Origin of the sequence: Pedobacter sp. AW31-3R, assembly GCF_052180285.1 — a bacterium.
GTDB lineage: Bacteria > Bacteroidota > Bacteroidia > Sphingobacteriales > Sphingobacteriaceae > Pedobacter.
Window position 1 is genome coordinate 1,511,670 of sequence record NZ_CP197475.1, and the last position, 24,119, is coordinate 1,535,788.

At 43.8% G+C, this 24,119-nt stretch carries 17 protein-coding genes; 15 read left to right on the forward strand and 2 right to left on the reverse strand.

What is annotated here, in order from left to right; all coding sequences use genetic code 11:
• Positions 1 to 39: 39 nt before the first annotated feature.
• Positions 40 to 429, reverse strand: coding sequence for a hypothetical protein (locus tag ACSBL2_RS06310; protein ID WP_442590828.1), 390 nt, complete (start codon positions 427 to 429; stop codon positions 40 to 42).
• A 1,105-nt stretch (positions 430 to 1,534) separates the two neighbouring features.
• On the opposite strand from ACSBL2_RS06310, the gene ACSBL2_RS06315 reads away from it, so the two are divergent.
• From ACSBL2_RS06315 to ctlX, 14 genes are all read left to right on the forward strand, one after another.
• Complete coding sequence (locus ACSBL2_RS06315; RefSeq protein WP_442590829.1) at positions 1,535 to 2,092, forward strand: sugar O-acetyltransferase; 558 nt, start codon at positions 1,535 to 1,537, stop codon at positions 2,090 to 2,092.
• A gap of 149 nt (positions 2,093 to 2,241) precedes the next feature.
• Positions 2,242 to 4,620 carry a beta-L-arabinofuranosidase domain-containing protein gene (locus ACSBL2_RS06320; RefSeq protein ID WP_442590830.1) on the forward strand — a complete coding sequence of 793 codons (2,379 nt, stop codon included), beginning with the start codon at positions 2,242 to 2,244 and terminating at the stop codon, positions 4,618 to 4,620.
• Between the two features lie 142 nt (positions 4,621 to 4,762).
• A complete protein-coding gene (locus ACSBL2_RS06325; protein WP_442590831.1) occupies positions 4,763 to 6,091 on the forward strand; it encodes a sugar porter family MFS transporter in 1,329 nt (442 codons plus the stop codon).
• Positions 6,092 to 6,210: 119 nt separating this feature from the next.
• Positions 6,211 to 6,990 (forward strand): SDR family NAD(P)-dependent oxidoreductase, encoded by a 780-nt coding sequence (locus tag ACSBL2_RS06330; protein WP_442590832.1) that lies wholly within the window; start codon positions 6,211 to 6,213, stop codon positions 6,988 to 6,990.
• A 228-nt stretch (positions 6,991 to 7,218) separates the two neighbouring features.
• Complete coding sequence (locus ACSBL2_RS06335; RefSeq protein ID WP_442590833.1) at positions 7,219 to 7,815, forward strand: RNA polymerase sigma factor; 597 nt, start codon at positions 7,219 to 7,221, stop codon at positions 7,813 to 7,815.
• Positions 7,816 to 7,872: 57 nt separating this feature from the next.
• Entirely contained in the window at positions 7,873 to 8,796 is a 924-nt protein-coding gene (locus tag ACSBL2_RS06340) for a FecR family protein (RefSeq protein WP_442590834.1), read from the forward strand.
• A 95-nt stretch (positions 8,797 to 8,891) separates the two neighbouring features.
• Positions 8,892 to 12,380, forward strand: a complete 3,489-nt coding sequence (locus ACSBL2_RS06345; RefSeq protein ID WP_442590835.1) for a SusC/RagA family TonB-linked outer membrane protein — start codon at positions 8,892 to 8,894, stop codon at positions 12,378 to 12,380.
• A gap of 32 nt (positions 12,381 to 12,412) precedes the next feature.
• Positions 12,413 to 13,945 carry a SusD/RagB family nutrient-binding outer membrane lipoprotein gene (locus tag ACSBL2_RS06350; protein WP_442590836.1) on the forward strand — a complete coding sequence of 511 codons (1,533 nt, stop codon included), beginning with the start codon at positions 12,413 to 12,415 and terminating at the stop codon, positions 13,943 to 13,945.
• 116 nt (positions 13,946 to 14,061) lie between these two features.
• The gene (locus ACSBL2_RS06355) at positions 14,062 to 15,924 is read left to right on the forward strand and encodes an alkaline phosphatase (RefSeq protein ID WP_442590837.1); all 1,863 of its coding nucleotides are present in this window, start codon (positions 14,062 to 14,064) and stop codon (positions 15,922 to 15,924) included.
• Between the two features lie 113 nt (positions 15,925 to 16,037).
• Positions 16,038 to 17,081 carry an NAD(P)-dependent alcohol dehydrogenase gene (locus ACSBL2_RS06360; RefSeq protein WP_442590838.1) on the forward strand — a complete coding sequence of 348 codons (1,044 nt, stop codon included), beginning with the start codon at positions 16,038 to 16,040 and terminating at the stop codon, positions 17,079 to 17,081.
• 36 nt (positions 17,082 to 17,117) lie between these two features.
• Positions 17,118 to 17,330: a hypothetical protein gene (locus tag ACSBL2_RS06365; RefSeq protein WP_442590839.1), complete on the forward strand. Its 213-nt coding sequence runs from the start codon at positions 17,118 to 17,120 to the stop codon at positions 17,328 to 17,330.
• Between the two features lie 20 nt (positions 17,331 to 17,350).
• Positions 17,351 to 18,001, forward strand: a complete 651-nt coding sequence (locus ACSBL2_RS06370; protein WP_442590840.1) for a TetR/AcrR family transcriptional regulator — start codon at positions 17,351 to 17,353, stop codon at positions 17,999 to 18,001.
• Positions 18,002 to 18,238: 237 nt separating this feature from the next.
• Positions 18,239 to 19,684, forward strand: coding sequence for an arginine deiminase family protein (locus tag ACSBL2_RS06375; protein WP_442592225.1), 1,446 nt, complete (start codon positions 18,239 to 18,241; stop codon positions 19,682 to 19,684).
• A 23-nt stretch (positions 19,685 to 19,707) separates the two neighbouring features.
• Entirely contained in the window at positions 19,708 to 20,622 is a 915-nt protein-coding gene (gene ctlX / locus ACSBL2_RS06380; RefSeq protein WP_442590841.1) for a citrulline utilization hydrolase CtlX, read from the forward strand.
• A gap of 134 nt (positions 20,623 to 20,756) precedes the next feature.
• Here the strand turns inward: ctlX and ACSBL2_RS06385 are convergent, their stop codons facing one another.
• Positions 20,757 to 21,998, reverse strand: coding sequence for an MFS transporter (locus tag ACSBL2_RS06385; RefSeq protein ID WP_442590842.1), 1,242 nt, complete (start codon positions 21,996 to 21,998; stop codon positions 20,757 to 20,759).
• A 221-nt stretch (positions 21,999 to 22,219) separates the two neighbouring features.
• On the opposite strand from ACSBL2_RS06385, the gene ACSBL2_RS06390 reads away from it, so the two are divergent.
• Positions 22,220 to 24,112, forward strand: coding sequence for a tetratricopeptide repeat-containing sensor histidine kinase (locus ACSBL2_RS06390; RefSeq protein ID WP_442590843.1), 1,893 nt, complete (start codon positions 22,220 to 22,222; stop codon positions 24,110 to 24,112).
• Positions 24,113 to 24,119 lie beyond the last annotated feature (7 nt).

Below are 24,119 nucleotides of genomic sequence, written 5' to 3' on the forward strand. Positions count from 1 at the left end.
CGACCTTCAGCTGGAATGTTACATGAGCGTTTTATCAGCTCAGTCCAATAGTCTGGACTGTTCTGTAAGGTTTTCCTGAAGAAGGAAAAAAGGACGTTCTTTATTTCTACTGGGCATAATGATGTCGCAGGAATGGATACGGGTATGCCGGTAAACCTCTTTCTCCATAATGACATGGAGCAGCGTCTTTTCCTGATGCCTGGGCTGGAATACCCGGATGTCTTCTTCGCCCAGTGCCCAGGCTATTTCCTGCAATTCAATATCGGACTTTAGGGGAAACTGCAGCATTTCAATGGCATCCATGAAATCTGCCTCCCTGGCGATGATATGGGATAGTTGTGTTGTGGTGTAACCTTTGGCAATCCTTTTCAGGATGAGCCTGTAAATGAGTTCCAGGTAATATTTCTCGATGAGTGCAACGTTGATCATGATGTTGGATTTAATGGTGGATAGTTTAAAATTTTGGACATGGCATGGCCTGCAGGATGAAATCCTGAAGTAAATGCAGTTAAAACTTGGAAAAATATGGACGGTAGGGAGGGTTTCCGTTGTGTCCTGAGAAAATGAAGATTAACCAGATGGGCCGTTCCTGTTGAGAAGCAGATCATCCATGAAATGCGTAACAGGAGTTGGGCAGAAGATTTGAAGGATGGTGCTGGTGTCTCTGTTTTTCATTGCTTTAAGTTTAAAAGGTTTTAAAGCAATGAAAACTTAAAGGAAGACCAGGATATGGAGGCTCCCCGTACGCAATAACACCTCCTGAGAAAGGAAGGGAACGTGGTTCCCTTAATATAAACCGTACGGAGAGCGCCCATGGTCCCAAACCTTGCAAAGGTAAAGAAACCGGGCATTCTATCATCCGTAACTTTGGTTTATAATTAGATTTCTCAGGTCTGTTATTGCAAAGTTCCGTTGATTTAAAATACCTATTTGGATTTAAAATCTGGTAATAAAGCCATCGCCTGATTACCACATCGTAAATGTAACCACATCAAATCGTACAGAGATAACAAAAAAATAAATATTTTTCTTATCCTGATTTCTGGAGATATAATCAAAATTTTTATAGCTGTATTGGCCTTGTGAAATGTAAAAATAACAGGCTTACACCTATAATGATGCTTTCTTATCAATGATCTGGGTATAACCATGCTTTGCCCTATACTGGTATTGGTTTACAATATGTTCTGACCAGCTCTGATAGAAATTTTAGTCAGGTTCTACTTTGGTTCTGGAATTGGTCTGGGTTGCCAAAGGGCTGGAACAGTATCAGAACTCAACCAAAGCCCAACCAAACTATTTCTGCTTGTTTAACCAATGTTACCCTACTAGAAGTCAGGAAGGGCTATAAAAGTCTTGAAGGTTATGGAGGGGTAGAGTGAATTACCCTGGTACCTTTAATCGTAAAATAAATTACAGCTTACCTTTCTGATTATGAAATCAGTGAAATTTTGTTTAAACTGCCCGCATTAATACAGCTCCTGACCGCAAATCAGCAGGCGCTGAGATTTCGGACACTATAACCGCAATACCTATGAAAACAGAAAAAGAAAAAATGCTGGCAGGTGAATATTACCTCGCTGGAGATGAACAACTGGTAAAGGAAAGAACGGACTGTAAAAAGTTGCTGCACCGATTAAATGTAACGGAATATGTCGTATCAGACCTTACCAGGGAAATCCTGGCCGAACTTATTCCCCATGCTCCGGCAAGCCTTTACATTGAGCCTCCATTTCATTGTGATTATGGCTACAATATCAAATGTGGTGAGAATGTCTATTTCAACGTGAACTGTGTCGTGCTGGACGTAATGGAAGTCAAGCTGGGAAATAATGTATTTTGTGCGCCTGGTGTCCAGATTTATACGGCTACACATCCCTTAAATGCTGAGCTGAGAAGAACTCAGGAAAATGCTAAACCTGTGGTGATTGGTGACGACTGCTGGATAGGGGGAGGTGCGATTATTTGTCCCGGGGTTACCATCGGCAACAGGTGTGTGATCGGTGCGGGATCTGTGGTGACAAAAGATATTCCCGATGATTCTCTTGCAGTGGGAAATCCTGCCCAAGTGATCAGGAACATACCGGCATAGGTTTAAAGGGCACAATAACATTTAGCAGGAGCAGAGCTGATGCCTATTTTAATAAATGTTATTTTGACATTTAATTTTTTTTGTATATTAGCTCATCATTGACCATCAATGAATAGGAGTTAACCAAATATAAATTACTTGTTTTTGCTATGAAAAGAGGACGGATATATATCGTATGGAGTATTTTAAGTATTCTTTCCACCACCGGATACGCTCAGAAGACTTCAGCCAGTTACCAGGAAAAGCCACTCCGTACTTTTCCTTTATCATCAGTACGACTTCTGGAAAGTCCGTTCCTGCAAGCACAGCAGACGGATATGAAATACATGCTTTCCCTTGATCCGGACAGGCTGCTGGCTCCTTTTCTGCGGGAAGCAGGATTAGCCGCTAAAAAGGAAAGTTACCCCAACTGGGAAAATACAGGACTTGACGGACATATTGGCGGACATTATATTTCTGCCTTATCGGATATGTATGCCGCCACCGGAAATAAAGAAGTGATGGAACGCCTGAACTATATGCTTGATGCGCTGGAAAAATGCCAGCAAAAGGATGGTGAGGGATACATGGGCGGTGTTCCGGGAGGTAAAGCCATGTGGAAGGACATTGCTGCCGGTAAAATTAATGCAGGCAGTTTCTCCCTGAATGACAAATGGGTACCCTTATATAATATCCATAAATTATACGCAGGTTTGGTAGATGCTTACCGCCTTACAGGCAGTGAGAAAGCGAAAAAAATGCTGGTTGGCTATGCAGACTGGGCATATCGCCTTACGGCAAACCTTTCTGATGCCCAGATCCAGGACATGCTGAGGAGTGAGTACGGGGGACTGAATGAATCTTTTGCCGACGTGGCAGAGATTACGGGCGATGAACGTTACCTCGTGCTTGCACGTAAGTTCTCCCAGCAGGTATTGCTGAAGCCCTTGCTGGAAAACAAGGACGAGCTCACCGGAATGCATGCCAATACACAGATCCCCAAAGTGATCGGTTTCATGCGTGTCGCCGAATTATCAAAAGATAAAAGCTGGGCTGCTGCAGCTGATTTCTTCTGGCATACCGTCGTGAAAAACCGCAGTGTGTCTATAGGAGGAAACAGTGTCAGGGAACATTTCCATCCTGTAAATGATTTCTCGTCTATGGTGGAATCGAGAGAGGGACCGGAAACCTGCAATTCCTACAATATGCTGAAGTTAAGCGCTCATTTGTTCCGTTCCAGGCCTTCGGCTGAATACATGGATTTTTATGAGCGTACCCTATACAACCATATTTTATCTTCCCAGCATCCGGACGGTGGTTTTGTGTATTTCACTCCCATGCGCCCCGGACATTATAAAGTATACTCACAGCCACAGGAAGGATTCTGGTGCTGCGTAGGCTCTGGCCTGGAGAACCATGGAAAATATGGAGAAATCATTTATGCACACAATGAGAACGACCTGTTTGTCAATCTTTTTATCGCATCGACACTGGAATGGAAGGAAAAAGGGCTTAACCTGGTTCAGGAAACCACTTTTCCAGAAAGTGAAAGCTCGTCTATTGCTTTGAAACTGAATAAAGCAGCCAAGTTCGCCATTCATTTCCGCTATCCTTCATGGGTAAAAAAAGGAGAAATGAAGCTGGCAGTGAATGGAAAAGAACAGGTGTTACTGACGGACAGTAATTCTTATGTCAGCCTGAACCGCAAATGGAAGTCGGGCGACGTGGTTAAAATCATTCTGCCAATGCATACCAGTACAGAAGTTCTTCCGGACCAGTCGGATTTTGTATCCTTTGTACACGGACCTGTCGTACTGGCCGCTTCTTTGGGCAATGAAGGATTGGAAGGCTTAAAGGCAGATGCCAGCAGGATGGGACATATTGCAAACGGTCCGCTGATGTCGCTTGAAGATGCCCCACTGATGATTGGTGCAAAAGACAGCCTGGCATTGGGCCTGCAAAACGAAAATCAAGCCGCTATGGGTTTTAAAGCCTCCCAACTGATCTATCAGGAAAAGTATAAGGACCTTGAACTGGTTCCATTTTATAAGCTGTATGATACCCGTTATATTGTGTACTGGCCATTCACTACTGCTGAAAAACTGCCAGCCATTTTAGCCTCAAGGAAAGAAAAAGAGGTGGCGGAGCGTGAGCTTGAAAACATGACGGTAGATAAAATCAATACCGGGGAGCAGCAACCTGAATCTGACCATGGTTTCAAAGGAGAAAAAACCTGGGAAGGGGTGTTCAAGGAACGCCATTTCAGGTCCGCTACAGGTTGGTTCAGCTATGTGCTGAAGAATCCAGGGGCAAAGGCTACGGGGATCAGGTTAACTTATTTCGGAGCTGACCGTGACAAGAATTTTGATATTTATGTGAATAATGTGCTGCTGCAGACCGTAAAATTGGAGGGGGCTAAGGGAGATCAGTTTTATGACGTGGTTTATCCACTAACGGCTGTTAAAAAAGGAGAAAAGATGGAACTGAGATTTGCCGCAAAACCGGGTTCTTCCGTTGCTGCCATCTATGAAGTGAGACTGGTGAAATAGTCTTCACTATGTCCGGACTGAAATTTTAAAAAGTATTCACTGTATTTCGATGTAATGCCCTGGTCTGTAAAAAGATCAGGGCATTTTCTGCTTTAAACAATACCAGATTCCGTATGTTGTATAACTTATTAATCCCAAGCATATGCAGAAGAAATATACAACAGTTTTTTTATGGTCTATTATTGTTGCCCTGGGCGGCCTGTTATTCGGTTTTGATACGGCGGTAATTTCGGGAGTAGAGAAAACAATACAGGAATTATTCCGGCTTAGTCCCTTCTGGCAGGGCTTCACCATTTCTTCGGCCCTGATCGGAACGGTCATTGGTGCTTTATTTTCAGGAGGCCCGGCCGATAAGTATGGCCGTAAACCTTTGTTATTTCTTACGGGTGCATTGTTTGGTATCTCTGCCATTGCCAGTGGGCTGGTGACCAACCTTCCCTTGTTTATTGTTTTCCGTTTTATCGGGGGATTGGCGATTGGCGCTTCTTCTGTAATTGCCCCGATGTATATTTCCGAAATTTCTCCCGCAGGGGTAAGGGGCAGGATGACGGCATTGTTCCAGTTTAATGTGATCACGGGCATCTTACTGGCCTATGTCTCCAATTATTTTCTAAGGGACATTGCCGGGGAAGATTCCTGGAGATATATGCTTGGTGTGGGCAGTATCCCTTCTGTGGTGTTCTTCTTTCTGTTGTTCCTGGTGCCGGAAAGTCCGCGTTTCCTGATCCGCTCCGGGAAGGTCACTGAGGCAAGAGCTGTACTGGAAAAATCGGGTATGGAGGCCGTGGATAAAGAAATTGAAGATATTGAGCTGAGTTTGGATGAACGGAAGGAAAGCCTGTTTTCCAAACGTTTCATCAAACCGATTACCCTGGCCTTTCTCGTGGCGATGTTTAACCAGTTTTCCGGGATCAATGCCATTTTATATTATGCACCCCGGATTTTTGAACTCTCGGGTGTATCTGCTGCAGATGCCTATCTGCAACCTATCATTATTGGGGTGACCAATGGGATCTTTACCATGGTTGGCCTTGTGGTGATTGATAAGGTGGGAAGAAAGAAGCTGCTCATCTCAGGATCTATTGGAATGACGGTTTGTCTGGGACTTGTGGCCAGGTCTTTTTACCTGCAGGATTTTGAAGGATATGGCTTGCTGATCTTTCTGATGGGATATATTATGTTCTTCGCTTTTTCTACAGGTTCGGTGATCTGGGTATTGATTTCCGAAGTATTTCCGAATAGTGTGAGAGGGCAGGGACAGTCTTTGGGGAGTTTTACCCATTGGTTTTTTGCTACGGTGATTACCTTTCTTTTTCCTGTTGTTGTCGGGGAATCGACATTTGGCGGAGGATATGCCTTTACCTTTTTTGCGGTGATGATGGTCCTGCAGGCTCTGGTGGTATGGAAGTATTTCCCGGAGACCAAAGGCCGGACACTGGAAGACATCAGTGAGGAACTGGTAGGTAAATAAACGGTCCGCTGTAATGTAATCTCACTGTCAAGTCAGATCCAAAATCAGGTTCCGGATAAACAAAAGGCTTTTTAAATGGTTAGACCTATATACACGTTTAAACATTTAATTTTTATATTATGAGTTCGTTACAAGGTAAAATTGCGTTAGTTACAGGAGCATCAAGAGGTATTGGCCAGGGAATAGCATTAAGTTTCGCGAAAGCAGGAGCTGACGTTGCACTGGCAGATATCAGCATTGATGTATTGGAAGAAACAAAATCTTTAGTTGAAAAGGAAGGCGTAAAAGTAAAAACTTATCAGGTTGATGTGACCGATTTTGATACGGTGAGAACCATGGTTCAGGCTGTGGCCGCAGATTTCGGAACTTTGGATGTAGCGGTGAACAATGCTGGTGTGCTGGGCATCCACAAGGTGGTCGATATGACCCCGGAGCAATGGGACCAGGTGTTCAATGTCAATGCCAAAGGGGTATTCCTGTGCAGTAAAGCAGAACTGGAAGTGATGTTGCCGAATAAATCGGGACGTATTATTAATGTTTCCTCTATTTTGGGTAAAACAGGAATGTCTGATGTTTCTGCTTACAGTGCTTCAAAATTTGCAGTCGTAGGGTTTACCAATTCTTTGGCTAAGGAAGTGGCAAAAGAAGGCATTACAGTAAATGCCTTATGTCCTGGTATTGTGGGAACAGGAATGTGGAGAGGGGATAAAGGACTGGCGAAAGCCTTTGCCAAAGATGGAGAAACTGAAGAGCAGTCATGGGAAAGAAACCAGGAGAGCCTGCTGCCGCAGGGAGAGGCACAAACTCCGGAAGATATGGGTCAGCTGGCGGTTTACCTGGCTTCAGCACCACATGTTACCGGTCAGGCGATCTCGGTTGATGGTGGCTTCGGTCTCTAACATAGATTATTTTTTTATAAAAGCCGTCCCAGAATGGACGGCTTTTTGCTTTTACAGCATTTTCTGTATGCTGTTACCTTCCATCCTTCGATCCTTCCATCTTTATAACTTCCACGTTGCTACTTTATTTGCAAGCTATCTCCTTTTCTGTATGCTGTAAAAATTTCCGGCCTTCCTGTTTAAGCTTAACTTTAGTTTAACAAGTAAAAGTATACTTTTGAATCAGATATGTATACGCTTAATGATACTGACGATGATTTACTTCTTGCTTTGCGAAAAGGAGATGCGTCCGCCTTTAAAGTATTATATGAACGCTACTGGAAAGAGGTATACACCATGGTTTACCGCAGGCTGCGTGATGAAGAATCTGCCAAGGATATTGTGCAGAACATCTTTGTCAATCTCTGGACTTCCCGGAAGGAGATTAGCATTGACAGTACGCTGGCTCCTTACCTGAACAGGGCCGCAAAAAACAGGACGATCAGTTTCTACAAGAAGAATGAAGCCACTTTTTCCAGGGACTACCTGTTCCAGGATGAGCAGGTGCAGCACCCGATAGACCTTGCCCTGGAAGCGGGAGAACTGGAAGCCTTTTTTAAGGAAGAAATTGACAGCATGCCCGATAACATGCGTAAGGCTTTTATCCTGAGCAGGGAGGAAAATAAGTCGGTCCGAGAAATTGCGGCAGAACTTTCCCTTTCAGAACAGACGATAAAAAATAATATTTCCCAGGCGCTGGACCGGCTGCGGAAAAAATCGAAGCGCTATTATTCAGACCCCACAAATCTTGCTGTTTTATTCGCTGTGGCCTTAACGAAATTTTAACATATACATAATTATTGGTTAAAGTACTTTTTGGCTTTGGCGATGATGAGTTAGTATATGAGTAATAAAGATAAAGGCTTTCAGGGGGATGTGAGTCAACGTGCAGAGAGCTGGTTCAATCGGACAAACGATGACCTTCCATTTGATGCCTTTGGAAACAATGAAAACGAAATTCGTATCGGGAACGAGATTTTTAATAAAGTCAATCACCAGATTCATGGTGGCAGAACAGCCAGGCTTATATTTTTAAGATATGCTGCTGCAGTACTGCTTGTGGCAACGGCAGGCCTCGCCCTGTCGAGATACCTGCAACCGGCAGTACCAGGAAAGAACCAGACGGAATGGACAACCTTCACTGCTGCAGGGGAGGAAAAAACGGTTAGACTGCCGGATAGTTCAATCGTGATGCTGAGGCCTGGAGCAAAATTAGTGGCACCCACTTCCTTTGCCGAAGGGAACAGGGCCGTAAAACTCAGCACAGGTGAAGCCTACTTTACCGTTACACGGGATAAAAAACACCCCTTCATTGTACAGTCGGGCGCCATCTCTATCAAAGTACTGGGTACGGCCTTCAATATCAAACATGCACTGAAACGGAACGAGATAGAAGTTGCGGTATCCCATGGAAAGGTACAGGTGAATGACCAGGCACACCGGCTGGCTTACCTGCGCAAAGGGGAATTGATCACCTATAATACCAAATCCGGATTGTTCAGGCTGGATACGATCAACACCTCTGCCGTGGCGGCCTGGAGCCACCAATCGGCCGACCTGAATAATGCTGCTTTCAGGGAACTTGCCTATGTATTTATGAGCTATTACGGGATGGAGCTGATGGCGGCCGACCCGGATATTGCACAACTGAGGTATACACTTACGGTTAATAAATCAAGTGCTGCGTTAAGCACACTAAAAATCATCACAAAAATTCATGGACTTTATTTCAAGGAGCAAAATGGAAAAATAATACTCTACAAATAAGAAAGAAGCCGCTGTTCTTCGAAAACAGCGGCTTCAGAATAGTCTGCCGAGGGCAATACTATTGAATTGAATAAATCAACATTTTAATCAAAAATATGAAAAAATTTATACATCCGGTATTAAATATATCGTCTGTAATCGGACTCAGTATGGTATTGGTTTTTCTTATCACTGGTCAGCTTTACGCAAAAAACTATGCTGCTGCAGGAATACTGAGCCATAAGGTATCAATTTCCTTTGAAAAAGAGAACCTGGAGACAGCCATTCAAAAGATAAAAAACAAAACAGGATTTAACTTCGCCTATGATCCGCAGTTACTTAACCTGAAAAAGGCTGGGGTGAAGAATGAGAGTTTTAAGGATATTCCCTTAAATCAGATCCTTCATAAATTATTGACTCCGTTCTCGATTTCTTATCAGGAGTATGAGAATGCAATTGTTTTGGCACAAACCGTTACCATTTCAGGTACGGTTACCGATGCAGCCACTAAGGAAACATTGCCAGGGGTAAGTGTAATGGTAAAAGGCAGCACCATTGGTACGGTGACCGACAACAAAGGCCGCTACCAGATTGCTGCACCCAATGCGCAATCGGTACTGGTATTTGCCTTCATCGGTTATGCCAAACAGGAAATTACTGCCGGCAACCGCCAGGTAATCAATGTGGCTTTATCGACTGATGACAATAAACTGAATGAGGTGGTGGTGACCGCACTGGGCATTACACGTGAAGCGAAATCGATTGGTTTCTCGGTGCAAAAAGTGGATGGTGACTTACTTCGGGAGTCGCACGAAACCAATTTGCTGAATACCTTAAGCGGACGTGTAGCGGGTGTACAGATCACCAATTCATCAGGTGGTGTGGGTGCATCATCCAATATCCAGATCCGTGGACAGAACTTTGTGAGTGGTTATAACTACAATAACTCTCCGCTGTTTGTCGTGGACGGTGTTCCTGTAAGTAATAACAATGAGCAATCTACCCGCGCCTATACAGGAAGACAGGATTACAATAACCCGAATTTAACCAATGGTGAAGGTGAAGTGGATTATGGTAATGCTGCCGGTGAGATTGATCCGAATGATATTGAAACGATTACCGTATTAAAAGGCCCGAATGCTGCTGCATTGTATGGCTCCAGGGCTGCGAATGGTGTGGTCTTAATTACCACAAAATCGGGTAAGGGAACCAAAGGAGTAGGGGTGAGTTTCAATTCACAGGCCAGCTTTGAATCTCCGTTGAAATTGCCTGAATACCAGTACACCTATGGCCAGGGCCGCGATGGTCAGTATGCCTATGTAGATGGTATGGGTGGTGGTACAAACGATAATATCATGGAAAACTGGGGGCCAGCCATGAACGGCCAGCTGATTCCACAGTTCGATTCGCCAATAAATCCGCAGACAGGATTGCGTACAGCTACCCCTTTTGTGGCCTATCCTGACCAGCTGAAAGATTTCTTCGTTACGGGACAGACCTATACCAACAATTTATCCATTGCGGCAAGCAATGACAAGCTGAACTTCCGTTTATCCTATACCAATGCAGAGCAGACCGGTATTGTGGAAAATACGGGAATGAGCAGGAACAGCCTGAGTTTAAATTCGGGTTATGCCATCACACCGAAACTGAAGGTGGATGTGAACATGAACTATGTGAATACGGCGAGTGACAACAGATCCAGTTATGGAGCGAAAAATGAGGAAGCGATCATGAGGATCTTCCTGTTTATGCCCAGGAACGTCAATGTGGAAAGCCTGAGAAATTACTGGAAACCCGGAACCTCAAACCAGGAACAGTATACACCGATTTACAGCGCCAACGGATCAAGGTTGAACAACCCGTATTTTGTGGCCAATGAAAACCTGAATGGCAATAACCGTGACCGTGTGTATGGTAATTTCAAGCTGAGCTATGATTTCCTGCCCAATTTGAAACTGATGGTCAGAACGGGACGTGATTTTTATAACGACAAGCGTACCATGAGACATGCGACTTCTTCTGCCCAGTATGTGAACGGGTATTATCAGGAAGACGATGTGTATTTCCTGGAAACGAATCATGATTTCCTGTTATCTTATGATACAAAAATCAAAGATGTATTCAGTTTCAATGCCAATGCGGGAGGAAACCTGCTGACCCAGCGTTCTAAAAGATTAGGGGCTATTGCAGGCAGACTCGCGATTCCGAATGTCTATAACTTATCAAATAATGCGATTCCGATTGTTGCGGGAAATTCCTTACAGGAAAAGAAAATCAACTCCATTTACGCCACTACACAGTTTGGATATAAAAATGTGGTTTTCTTAGACTTGACAGGAAGAAATGACTGGTCGAGTGCCCTGCCCAAACAAAACAATTCTTATTTCTACCCTTCAGCTTCCTTGAGTGTGGTGGCTTCCGACCTGTTAAAGATCCAGAGCCCCTTGTTAAGCTTCCTGAAAGTAAGGGGTAGTGTGTCTTCGGTACGCCGTGACTTAGAGCCCTACCAGACTGCGGCGAACTTCCAGATCTCCCAGGGATGGAACGGACAAACCGTTGCGGTACACAACAACAATTACCCGAACTCCGATATCCGTCCTGAAAAGGTTGATTCTTACGAATTTGGTTTCGACTCCCGTTTCCTGAACAACCGTATCGGATTGGATGTGACATATTATAAGAGTACCACGACCGACCTGATCATTCCGGTAACCCTGAATCCTTCGGCAGGTTATGATACAAAACTGATGAACGTTGGTAAAATGAATAACCAGGGTCTGGAGGTCATGCTAACGGCTACGCCACTTAAACTAAGGGATTTCAGCTGGGATATGTCAGTCAACTTTGCGCTGAACCGCAACAAGGTTATTTCACTGGCAGAGAATATCGGCATTTCCAGAATCCGCCAGATAGAGCGCTGGGCATCCCTGGAACTACGTACCCTGAACACTAAAGGTGATGGTTCATTTGGTTCCCTGTATGGCGATTACCTGATTTACAAAGGAGGATCACTGACGCATAAAAACGGCCTTCCGCAGGAAGAGAATGGGGACTGGGGGTATTTGGGTAATGTCAACCCTGATTATACTGCAGGTATTACCAATAACTTCAAATATAAAAAACTGTCATTGAGCGTATTGTTCAGTATCCAGAAAGGTGGGGTTGTGCATTCACGTACCTACATTGACGGGATCAATGCGGGAAGTTTAAAGGAATCACTGGTCAACAGGGATGCCAATGGTGCAGGAAATATGATTGGCGGTGGAGTTGACATCGATACCAATAATCCGAATGCAACTGAAGTGACGGTGAGAAATTACTGGCGTGCATTTTATAACAATGATGCCATTGCCACTTTTGATGCTTCCTATGTAAAGCTGAGAGAGGTAAAACTAAGTTATTCCTTACCTGCTACATTAATGAAAAAGATTGCAGTTAAAAACGGATCAGTGTCATTGGTGGGAAGGAACTTATTGTTATGGTCTGACGTACCGAATATCGACCCGGAAGTTTCTGCTTATGACGGACAGTTCCAGGGGGTTGAGGCCATGTCCCTTCCTTCTTTAAGAAGTATTGGTGTCTCTCTAAATCTAACCTTCTAAGTTTTATCTACATGTTATTTAACAACTATAAAATGAAAAAATTCTCTGTTATAACAGGCGCTCTGCTGATGCTGCTGAGCTCCTGCGGTAAGTTTGAAGAACTCAATGTGAATCCGAATAATCCTGCAACGGTACCTGCCGAGATGCTGCTTCCGCCAATTATCAGCGGTGCAGTGGGCTCGATGAACAGCAGTGGTACACGTGCGGGACAATATGTACAGCATTTGTCCTGGCTGGGGGGAACAAGCGAGGAAGATGGACGTTATAACCTTACCGGTGCATCTTACCGCGAAGAATGGAATGGCCCGATGCGTTTAATTAAAGACGTGAACCAGCTGAAGGAAATCGGTACTTCGACGAACCTGAACCAGTATGTGGCGGTTGCTGCCGTGCTGAAAGTTTATATCCTGTCGCTCATGAGCGATGCTTACGGTGATATTCCGTACAATGAAGCCGGAATGGGAAATGTAAGCGGAATGGAGTTTGCACATTACCAATCGCAGCAGGAGGTCTATACCCTGATGTTAAACGACCTGGAGTCGGCTAATCAGCTGTTTAAAAACCTGCCTTCCGGAACGGTAGTCAACCGCGATATTCTTTTCAGCGGCAGTATTGCCCGCTGGAGAAAGTTCGCCAATTCCCTGAAGGTGCGTATACTGATGAGGCAATCGGCTAAAACGAATGTCAATGCTGCTGTCGCAGCCATCTTTAATAATCCTGCGGAATACCCTGTTTTTGAGAATGTGAGTGACCAGGCGACATTGGTGTACAATAACGGAACCGACCTGTATTACTGGTTCATCCAGAACCCGGCAGCAGATGGCAGCGGGGTAGACTTTGCCGGAAATACGAGGGTAAGTAATGTGATGGTGAACCTGCTGAGCAGCAAGAACGATCCGCGTTTACCCATTTATGCAGCGCCGACAAGGAATTCATTTTTAGCCAACAGGACCAATTCCGCGACTCCCCTGGTGTACCGTGGACAAAGGGCAGGCTTCAGTACTGCTGAGCAAAATGCAGATTATGCACAGACAGGTTTAAATAAGGATGATTATTCTGTTATCGGAAAAAGGATCCGCAAGGAAAACCGCGCATTCCTGATGACCTATGCAGAACTGATGCTGCTTAAAACTGAAGCCATCCAAAGGGAAATGGGGGTCAGCGGAACGGCTGCGGCAACTTACCTGATCGCTATAAAAGCTTCACTGGACAAATGGCCTGCGGTAGGTTCGGCAGACCAGGTGGAAACACCATTCATTTCTGAAGCCCAGAAAACAGCCTACCTGGCACAACCTGCCGTTGCACTTTCGACGACCAATCCGATCAAACAGATTGCAGAGCAGTTGTACATTGATTCCTACCTGAATGGTTTTGAGGGATGGGCAGGATGGAGAAGGTTAGGTTTTCCGGAACTGGTTCCGGGACCGACAGTTTTATCGCCTGTGCCGGTACGTTATGTGTATTCTGACAATGAGCAGAATAACCCGAACCTGATCCTGTGGGTTCAGCAGACGATGGGCGGTACCATGCCAACCCACAACACAAAAGTGTGGTTCCAGCCTTAGTCAAATTATTAATGTCGCCCTTTGGAACAAAGGACAAAGCGGTGTGAAGAGCAATAGAGGATGTTTCACATTGGTGAGGCATCCTCTTTTTTTTAATAACATATCAATGTAATACGATGATGAAGATCAATAAGACATTCCTTTTCCTGCTGGCCATGGTGGCGGCTGGAAATACCGCAACATATGCCCAGACGACCGTACCTGTACGCAAGTATGAGGTCGGAAAGAATACCCATTCCCACAATGATTACCTGCAGAGCCAGCCTTTCTATACGGCCCATGCCAATCATTTTGCTTCTATAGAGGTAGATGTTTTTCTGGTAGACAACCAGCTGTATGTCGCCCATACCAAAGAAGATATCGATCCGAAACGTACCCTTGAAAGCCTGTACATTGAACCGGTTTTAAGGGAAATGAAGCTGAATGGCAACGACAAGGTGTATAAGGATGGTGGGAAACTGCAATTGCTGATCGACCTTAAAACTGCCGGGGAACCAACAATGAAATGCCTGGAAGCAAAGCTGAAACCTTTGCGTAAATACTTTGATGTGAAGAACAATCCCAATGCAGTGCGTTTGGTGATCAGTGGTGATGCTCCAGCAGCGGATCGATTTAAAGCTTATGATGACATCTTTTTCTTTGATGGCAAGCGCAATGTACCCTATACGGCTGACCAGATGAAAAGGGTTGCTTTTTTCAGCGCGGGATTACATGAGTTTACCAAGTGGAACGGATTAGGCCGTATGGTGGAGCCGGATTCCCTGAAGTCGAAAAACTTTGTGGATTCTGTACATACCCTGGGTAAAGAAGTCAGGTTCTGGGGAAATCCGGATACGAAAACCTGCTGGCAGGCATTTATTAAAATGGGGGTAGATTACCTGAATACCGACTCTCCGGCAGAAATGGCTAAATTCTTGAATCAGTATGAAAGGAATACCTATGCTGCGCAGTCGAAACATGAGACCTACCTGCCGACTTATAAAAGTGACAACAACAAGGGGAAACCAAAAAATATCATCCTGCTGATCAGTGATGGGGCTGGTTTCTCGGAGTTCTGGGCCGCGGCTACAGCCAATGGGGGGTACCTGAATGCCACCCAGATCAAACATGTTGGTTTTTCAAATACTGCTGCGGCAAACGATTATACCACTGACTCTGCTGCAGGCGCTACGGCAATGGCAACGGGGGAGAAGACGAATAACCGTTATATTGGTATGGGCGCGACAGGACAGCAGATTCCTAACCTTCCGGAAATGCTTTCGAAATCGGGGATACGTTCCGGCGTGCTGAGCAATGACCGGGTGACCGGGGCTACACCTTCTTCATTTTTTGCACACCGCATGGAGCGCGACCAGAGTGACAGCATTGCTTCAGATTTGAGCCGAAGTCCCCTTTCACTGGTGATTGGTGGTTACAACAAAGCTTTTGCAGCACAGGATAATGCAATTTTAAACCAGGTGAAAGCCAGTGGATTTGAAGTCTATGAAGGGATAAAAAACCTGCCTGCAGCTGCAAAGAATAAAAGAGTGATCTGTTTTGATAACGACCGTCCCGAAGAGAATTTCAGGCTGATTGAACATGCTTTTGATGAAAGCGTCAGGTTTTTGTCGACCGATAATAAAAAGGGCTTCTTTTTAATGGTAGAAGGAGCGAAGATTGACCAGGGCGGACATACGAACAACCTTAAAATCTGCATTGATGAATACCTGAGTTTTGACAAAGTCATTGGTAAAGCGCTGAAATTTGCCGACCAGGATGGGGAAACTTTGGTACTGATCACCTCAGACCATGAAACCGGAGGTTTAATTGTGCTTGATGGCAATTATAAGAACGGTACCGTAGTAGGTACTTTCACCACAAACGACCATACCGGTTTACCTGTGCCTTTGTTAAGTTATGGCCCTGGTGCGGAAAACTTTACCGGTTTCCTGCAGAATTCGGATATTCCTAAAAAGGTTGCTGAATTGTTGAAAAAATAAGGCGTCAGGATGGGCTGCTGTCAGCTTTTTCATGCAATATTCAGTTAAGGGGTTATTTTTTTCATCGCTTAGAAGGTTATATTTGTTTATATAAATTGATTAATTGAAATTTTATGATAACAACTAAAGGATATGCTGCACAAAGTGCTGAAACGGATTTGGCACCCTGGAACTTTGAACGTCGCGAGGTTGGTCCTCATGATGTACAGTTCGAGATACTTTTTTGTGGGGTTTGCCATTCCGATCTGCACCAGATTAAAAATGATTGGTTCCCTGGGATTTTCCCGATGGTTCCGGGCCATGAGATTGTTGGCCGTGTGGTAAAGGTGGGTGACCATGTGAAAAACTTCAAAGTGGGTGACCTTGCCGGTACCGGTTGTATGGTTGACTCCTGCCAGGTGTGTGAAAACTGTAAGCAGGATCTGGAGCAGTATTGCCTGGAGGGGAACACACAGACCTATAATTCAATGGAGCGTGATGGGTCAAGTCCTACTTACGGTGGATATTCAAACACGATTGTGGTCAGGGAAGAGTTTGTATTACATGTTTCTGATAAATTAGACCTTGCTGCGGTAGCTCCTTTACTATGTGCCGGGATTACCACCTACTCTCCGTTACGTCACTGGAAAGTGGGTAAAGGACATAAACTTGCCGTGCTGGGATTAGGCGGACTGGGCCATATGGCTGTGAAGTTCGGGGTTTCCTTTGGTGCTGAAGTTACTGTACTGAGTACTTCTCCTGCAAAAGAAGAAGATGCAAAGAAACTGGGAGCACATCACTTTGTGGTGACCAAAGATGCGGAACAGATCAAGGCAGCGACCGGAACATTTGATTTTATCCTGGATACGGTTTCTGCTGCGCATGATTTCAATATGTACCTTTCTTTATTAAAAACGAATGGTACGATGATTTGTGTAGGCGCTCCGTCTACACCGGCCGAAATTTCGGCATTCAGTTTATTGGGAGGAAGGAAAAGTGTAGCCGGATCTGGTATAGGCGGAATTAAGGAAACACAGGAAATGCTGGATTACTGTGCGGAAAATAATATCGTATCAGAGATTGAGCTGATTGACATCAAAGATGTCCATGCCGCTTATGAACGCATGGAAAAAGGAGATGTCCGTTATAGGTTTGTCATCGATATGGCTACCTTATAACAACTGATCAGGATTGAGCTTAAACAGTTCAACAAAGTGAATTGGCACAGCAACAGGCCCGATATTTTATCGGGCCTGTTGCTTTTAAGTATAGGGTTATCCAACGAATATGACCGTACCAATGTTCAGTCGCTCCGTTACCATAATGGCAGTGTCTTTGGCATTCCTCAGGATAAAGATCCTGTGTGTTCCCATATTAAGGTGACATACGGCCTCATTTTTGAGATAAAGCAACAAAGAATAGTTTAACTTTGTTATTTTAATTTTTAATGGGAAATATGGAGACGGAAGAGTTGATCTTAAATAGTAAACAAATACTGATCATGGAGACTGCAGAGCAGCTTTTTGCCACGAATGGCTATGATGCGACCTCGATCAGGGATATTGCTGCCTCAGGTTCTTTCAATTCCGCTATGATTTCCTATTACTTTGGTTCCAAGGAACAGCTGATGGAGGGGATACTAAGGTATCGTACCACGGTGTTGGAAGACGTTGTCAATGATTTGTTATTGACATTAAAAGACCCACTGGAAAAAATTCTTGCGATCACTGATTTTTATATTGAAAAGGTTTTTCAGCAGAAGTATTTCTACCTGTTGCTGATCCAGGTACAATCCATGCCGGAAAAGCATACCTTAATCCGGAACTCGTACAATACCATACGTTACAGAAACTTTGCCTTACTGGATGCAATGATCAAAGAAGGACAGGAAAAAGGTCAGTTTAAAAAGGATATTGATATTGCGCTGTTGCTTTTTATCATCAGCGGTACAGTAAACAACATTCTGATCAATCAGGATTATTATAAGGATGTGAATCAGATGAACCATTTGTCTGATCTTGAAGTGATTGTTCATCTCAAGGAAAAGGTTGGCATCTTATTGAAAGAAACCATAGAAGGAATCGTTTTAAGGGGATAATATCCTTGTTTTTAATCCCCTGGTCTTTTCCCTAACCTGAAAAAATTGTGATCCCAGCAACTTGTAGGAAGCGGGTTATTTGGTACCTTATGGGGAAAGAAATAGTTTATCAGGAAGGATTTTTAAAACTCATGATTATATTTGGAGGTAAATTTCTATCTTGGAAACAGCGATAAACTACCTAAAGAAAGGATTTTGTTTATAAACGCTTCAAAAATCAGATAGTGCACAAATATGATGACCACTCAGGAAGAACAGAAAACGATTGATGTAAAAACAGAAATAGGCAGGTTACGTAAATTACTGATTCATAGTCCGGATAGCGGATTGGGAAAAGTTGTACCCTCGAAAGCGCAGGACTGGCTTTTTGAAGATATTGTACATCTGGATACCATGCGGAGGGGGGAATACGATTACTACGTCAAATTGCTGATGTATTTCCTCGATCCTGATAAAATTAAAGGCAAGTTGGCGGAAATTGACTCGGAAGGTGCAAACCGTGAATTTTTTAAGCCGGACAGTGAAGGGTTCCACCATTCCTCTGCAGTGATTGAAGTGCAGAACCTGCTTGCCGACATTCTTGAAGATAAGCTCATCAGGAATAAGCTGGTGGCCTCTGTCTGTGCAATTGAAGGCTGTACCTATAAACTACAGCTGCAGCTGGCCAATACGCATCCAAAAGAGCTGGCGAAAATATTTATTTCCGGCAGCCTGGAAAACGATTTGATGATTTTTGCCCCTATTCCCAACCTGATTTTCACCCGCGATGTCGGAATTACCATCAATAACCATATCCTCTTAAACAAACCCGCTAAAAAAGCGCGCAGCAGGGAAACACTGCTGATGCGGTATATATTTTTTAATCATCCTATCTTTAGTGCCTACACGGAAAATATCCTTGAAATTCCCGATTCTGCACAGCACTTTCTTCGTCCGGGAGAGGAAGAAGAACACCGCACCACGCTGGAAGGCGGTGATGTGATGATGGTCAGCCAGAATCACGTATTGATAGGCTGCAGTGAAAGGACTTCTGTGTATGGGGTCAATGAGGCGATCAAATTGTTGTTCAATAATAATGTAGTCAATAAGGTAACAGTCGTAAAGATCCCGCATAAGCGTGATTTTATGCATATCGATACCGTTTTTACCCAGGTGAAACGCAATATGTGGGTACTGCTGAGTTCGATATCAAAAAATCAGGTGCCCCATCCCGATGAGCCTGTTAACTTCCTGGTCAAACCAGACAGCAAGGACAGCACGGAAATCCTTCAGTTTCACAGGGAGCAGATCCAGTCGCCCAGAAGTTTTGAAAGTATTGAAGCCCTACTCGATGATATCAGCAGAAATGACCTGGGAAGTACCGTACCTACACAATTTATTTATAGTGGGAATGGTTCTTTTCCCTATGATGCAAGGGAACAATGGACCGATTCCTGTAATCTGCTTGCACTGAAAGAAGGTGTGGTATTGGGCTACGACAGAAATAACAAGACCGTAGAAGCTTTTAAGAACAATGGTTTTGCCGTGATTGATGTCAAGGACCTGCTGAATGACCTGGAAAGCGGGAAGTTGGAAGCCGATAAGATGACCGATACGTTGATTTTAATGCCTTCATCAGAACTGTCAAGGGCAAGAGGTGGTTTTCATTGTATGAGCCTCCCTTTACTGCGCGACGAACTCTAACACTCCCCCACAAAATTATACGCATGCAAACCACCAGCCATCTACTCATGATCCGCCCGGTCAATTTCAAGTTTAATGAACAGACCGCGGAAAATAATAAATTTCAACAGGCCTCAGATCAGTACAATGTACAGGCTGAAGCCTTAAAAGAATTCGACGGATTTGTTGCCCTGCTGGAAGATCAGGGAATAGAGGTCACCGTGATTGAGGATACCTTAACACCTGAAACCCCCGATTCCATCTTTCCGAATAACTGGGTGTCTTTCCATTCGGACGGTCAGGTCATCCTGTACCCCATGTTTTCAGCGAACCGTCGCGTTGAACGTCGTCAGGACATCCTGGATACGCTGGGGGAACGTTTCCACATCAAAGGAATCACAGACCTTTCCGGTTATGAAGCAGAAGGTATTTATCTGGAGGGAACCGGCAGCCTGGTACTCGACAGGGAAAATAAAATAGCTTATGCCTGTTTATCGCTGCGGACAGACGAACGTGTATTACAGGATTTCTGTCTCCATACCGGTTACGCTGCTGTAACTTTTCATGCGACAGATGCAACTGGTTTTCCGATCTACCATACCAACGTTATGATGTGTATAGGGGAAAATTTTGCTGTTGTTTGTTTTGCATCTGTTCCGGATGCGGACGAGAAGGAGGCGCTGAGGTTAAGCCTGCTTAACAATGGCAAGGAGATCATTGAAATCAGCCTCGATCAAATGAACCATTTTGCAGGTAACATGCTTCAGGTGAAAAATAAAAATGGGGAATCCTTACTGGTGATGTCAGAACAGGCATGGTTATCCCTTAGGGCAGAACAGATTGAGGCCTTAACCCGCCTGAGCATGGTGGTTCATGCCCCATTATATACCATTGAAAAAAACGGGGGTGGAAGTGCACGTTGTATGCTTGCCGAAATTCATCTGCCGGTAGCAGAATAAATTTACAGGCAATGTCTAGTATGACATTGCCTGGATGTTTTCTTCCCGATGTGCTGGGGATTTGTCTCTCTGGCGGGAACTGAGTAATCTTGGGACTGAATAGCTCAGAAACTGATGAGAGCTAATGCGGCTGATTAATCATGGGAATGTTTTTCATTGTTCCTCATGCTGAAAATAATAAACATAACCAATACCGAGATCACCGTTAAAACAAGATAACTGAGACTGAGGTTATGGTCGTCTTTTGCCGGGAGTGCAGCTATTGTGGTGTAACTTAAGAAGGAGACGATCACATAGGTGATGCCACCGGTTAATCCGCCTGCGATACCTGCGTTTTTAGGGAATTTGCTGAGGCAGAAGGTGAAATAATTATTAAACACATAACCTGCCGTGACATGTATGATAAAGGCAAAAAATATGATCGAATAGAGGGTGGAAATGAAGTTCACACTCAGCACCATAGCCAGTACAAAGATCACCTGTAAGCCCTGATTCACGAGCATTTTTTTCAGGAAAGGACGGTTAATTGTTGCTTTACCGACAAAACCACCGACCATCCAGGCAAAACCCAGGATCAGGGAACTGTATCCAGCTACGATAGGTGACAATTGTAAATGGTGTTCTACGATAAAAGGGCCGGTCATGTTGTAAATCATCACCATGCAATAGGCAAGTCCCAGCATCACTATACCCAATGTAAAACTGGGTGTTTTAATCATTTCCAGATAGGTGCCGACGATTTTTCTGAGATTAAATTCGGAAAAGTGCTGCAGGGTCTCCCCGCTGAAGCAAAACTCAAGAACGGCCATGATGATGGCCAATCCCCCCAGGAAATAAAAGTTAGATTCCCAACCAAATGCAGTTTGCAGGTATCCGCCAATAAAAGGAGCGACAATTGGGCCGGTCGACCAGATGATAGAAAACATACTCAGGTAATGTTTGAGTTTATCCCCGGAATATAAATCTACAAAGAAAGCCCTTTTGGATACGATAATGGCTGCTGTGGTCGTTCCATGGATTACACGCATCAGGTAGATGACATATATATTATGGGTGCTGGCGATAATGATACTTGCCGCAGCGAAGACCACGAGGCTGACCAGGCCTATTTTATACCTTCCGAAGCTATCCAGAATACTTCCTATAAACAACTGGGAAATCCCGTAGCTGATCAGAAATATGCTTAAGGTAAGCTGGACCTGTACGCTGCTTACCTGTAGCGTTTCAGCCATTGTAGGTAAGGAAGGGATATAAATATCTGTCGCAAATCCGGAAAGGGAAAGCAGGGAAAAGGCAAGGATCGTAGCGATGCCCTGATTTTCTTTTTTTATATAATTGTGATTGATGTCTGTAGGTGTACCTGTGGTAGTTGCCATTGCCAATTGAAAATAATACTGATTACGTCTTTTGTATAATGCCGCAAAGGTAGTTTTTTCATCAGGCTAAGCTCGGTGTGTTCAAACATGCAATTGTAAAGATCATGGAAGGGGCTGGCTTCATTATTAATTAGCCTCATTTTAATTAAATGGATAAAATAATGTCACCGCTCGTATTGTGAGGTTATTTACATATCTTGTATTCACTAAGTTAATTGCCTATGAAACCTCTGGTGATACTTTTTGTACTCATGGTTAACTTGTCTGTTTGTACAGGACAGACGGATAACGTTCAAATGATACAGGCGCAAATACCAAGGATCACGGACAGCCTGAAGTATGTTGATGCGTTGAACAGGCTGGCTATGCTTTATTATGAGAGGAACCTGGATAGTACCTTTAACTATACCACCCGTGCACGTGAAATTGCGAACCGGCTGGACTATACCAAAGGGAAAGCAGATGCATTAAATAATCTGGGTATCGTATTCGACTTGAAAGGGGATTTACAATTGGCCCTCCGGTATTATAATGAATCTTATAATTATTATAAGGCTATCGCGGATTCCTCAAATATTATCCAGACCAGTATGAACATTGCCATGGTGTATACTGAACTGGATAAGAAACAGAAATCAATGGATATCTATAAGGATATATTTTCCAGTGGGAAATCGCTGAAAAATGATTCCATAATGTCATTGGTGATCTACAATTACATGTTACAATATCCTGAAGCATTGAACAAGGATTCTATATCTGCCTATATTGATAAAGCAAAGTCTATTGCATTAAAGTACAAGGATACACGCGTATTATTGGCAATAAATCAGCTGATAGGGGTAAATGCGATTAAGAATAAGGAACGGGAGAAAGGAATCGCCATTTTACAAAAAACACTGGAGGAGACCCTGAAGGAGAACAATTTCTATCTGAGTATGGATATGCTGGTCAGTCTGGGGGATTTATTTGTGGGCACCGATTCTGCGAAAGCAATTGCCTATTATAAGCAGGGACTTAAAATTGCTGAATTGAAGGCTTTTCATGTGTACGCTAAGATCTTTGTTAAAAAACTACATGATTTTTATACTGTTGAAAACAAGAATACGGAAGCTTTTTATTACAGTGAACAACTGGTCAAATTATTTGAAATACAAGAGGCGGTAAATAACAAATCGGGTGTTGATTATATGGAATATGCGCTGAAGGATCAGCAGCTTGAATTGGCCAGGACACAGTCAAAATATCAATTTGGTTTCCTGATCCTTGCCCTGTTGCTCTGCGTGATGACGATAGTGATTATCATTATATTATGGCGCAACTGGAAGAATACCCAGAAAACTGCTGAGGCCTTACGTTTGCAGTTTAAGCATTCTGAGGCTACCATGGAAACCATGGATATCATGAACAAAAATTATGCGCTCCTGATCAAAGTAGTTGCCCATGATCTCCTTAATCCTATTGGTGCGATAAGTGCAATGACAGGCCTGATACCGAAAGGATCAATTTCTGCTGATGTGCAAGAATATATTGACCTTATTCAATCGTCAAGTAAAAATTGCCTGGAACTGATCAATGAACTGATGAAAACTGATTTTGATCAGCAGCAAAACCTGACAAAAACAGTATTGGATATTGGACAGCTGCTTCGTCAGTGTGGGATGCTATTGGCATTCAGGGCTAGGGATAAGCGGCAGGAGCTGGTACTCCATAACCATGTGGAGGTAAGTATATCCGGGGACGAAGAGAAAATCTTACGGGTTATTAATAATCTGATTGTCAATGCCATTAAGTTTAGTCAGCCGGATACTGTGATTTATATCAACTGCGAGCAGTTGGAGCAGGAAATCCGTATTGATATTCAGGATAATGGAGTGGGTATACCGGTTGGCCTGCAGGACAAGATATTTGATCCTTTTACCAGTTCTAAAAGGAAAGGTACACAGGGAGAACAACCTTTTGGGCTGGGTTTGTATATCAGTAAACAAATTATAGAGGCACATCATGGCAGAATCTGGTTTGAAAGTGAGGCTGGTAAGGGGAGTACCTTTTACTTATCGCTTCCAATTGCTCCTCAGCCCAGGGATTATACAGAAAACTTCCAGATAGCCTGATAAGGCC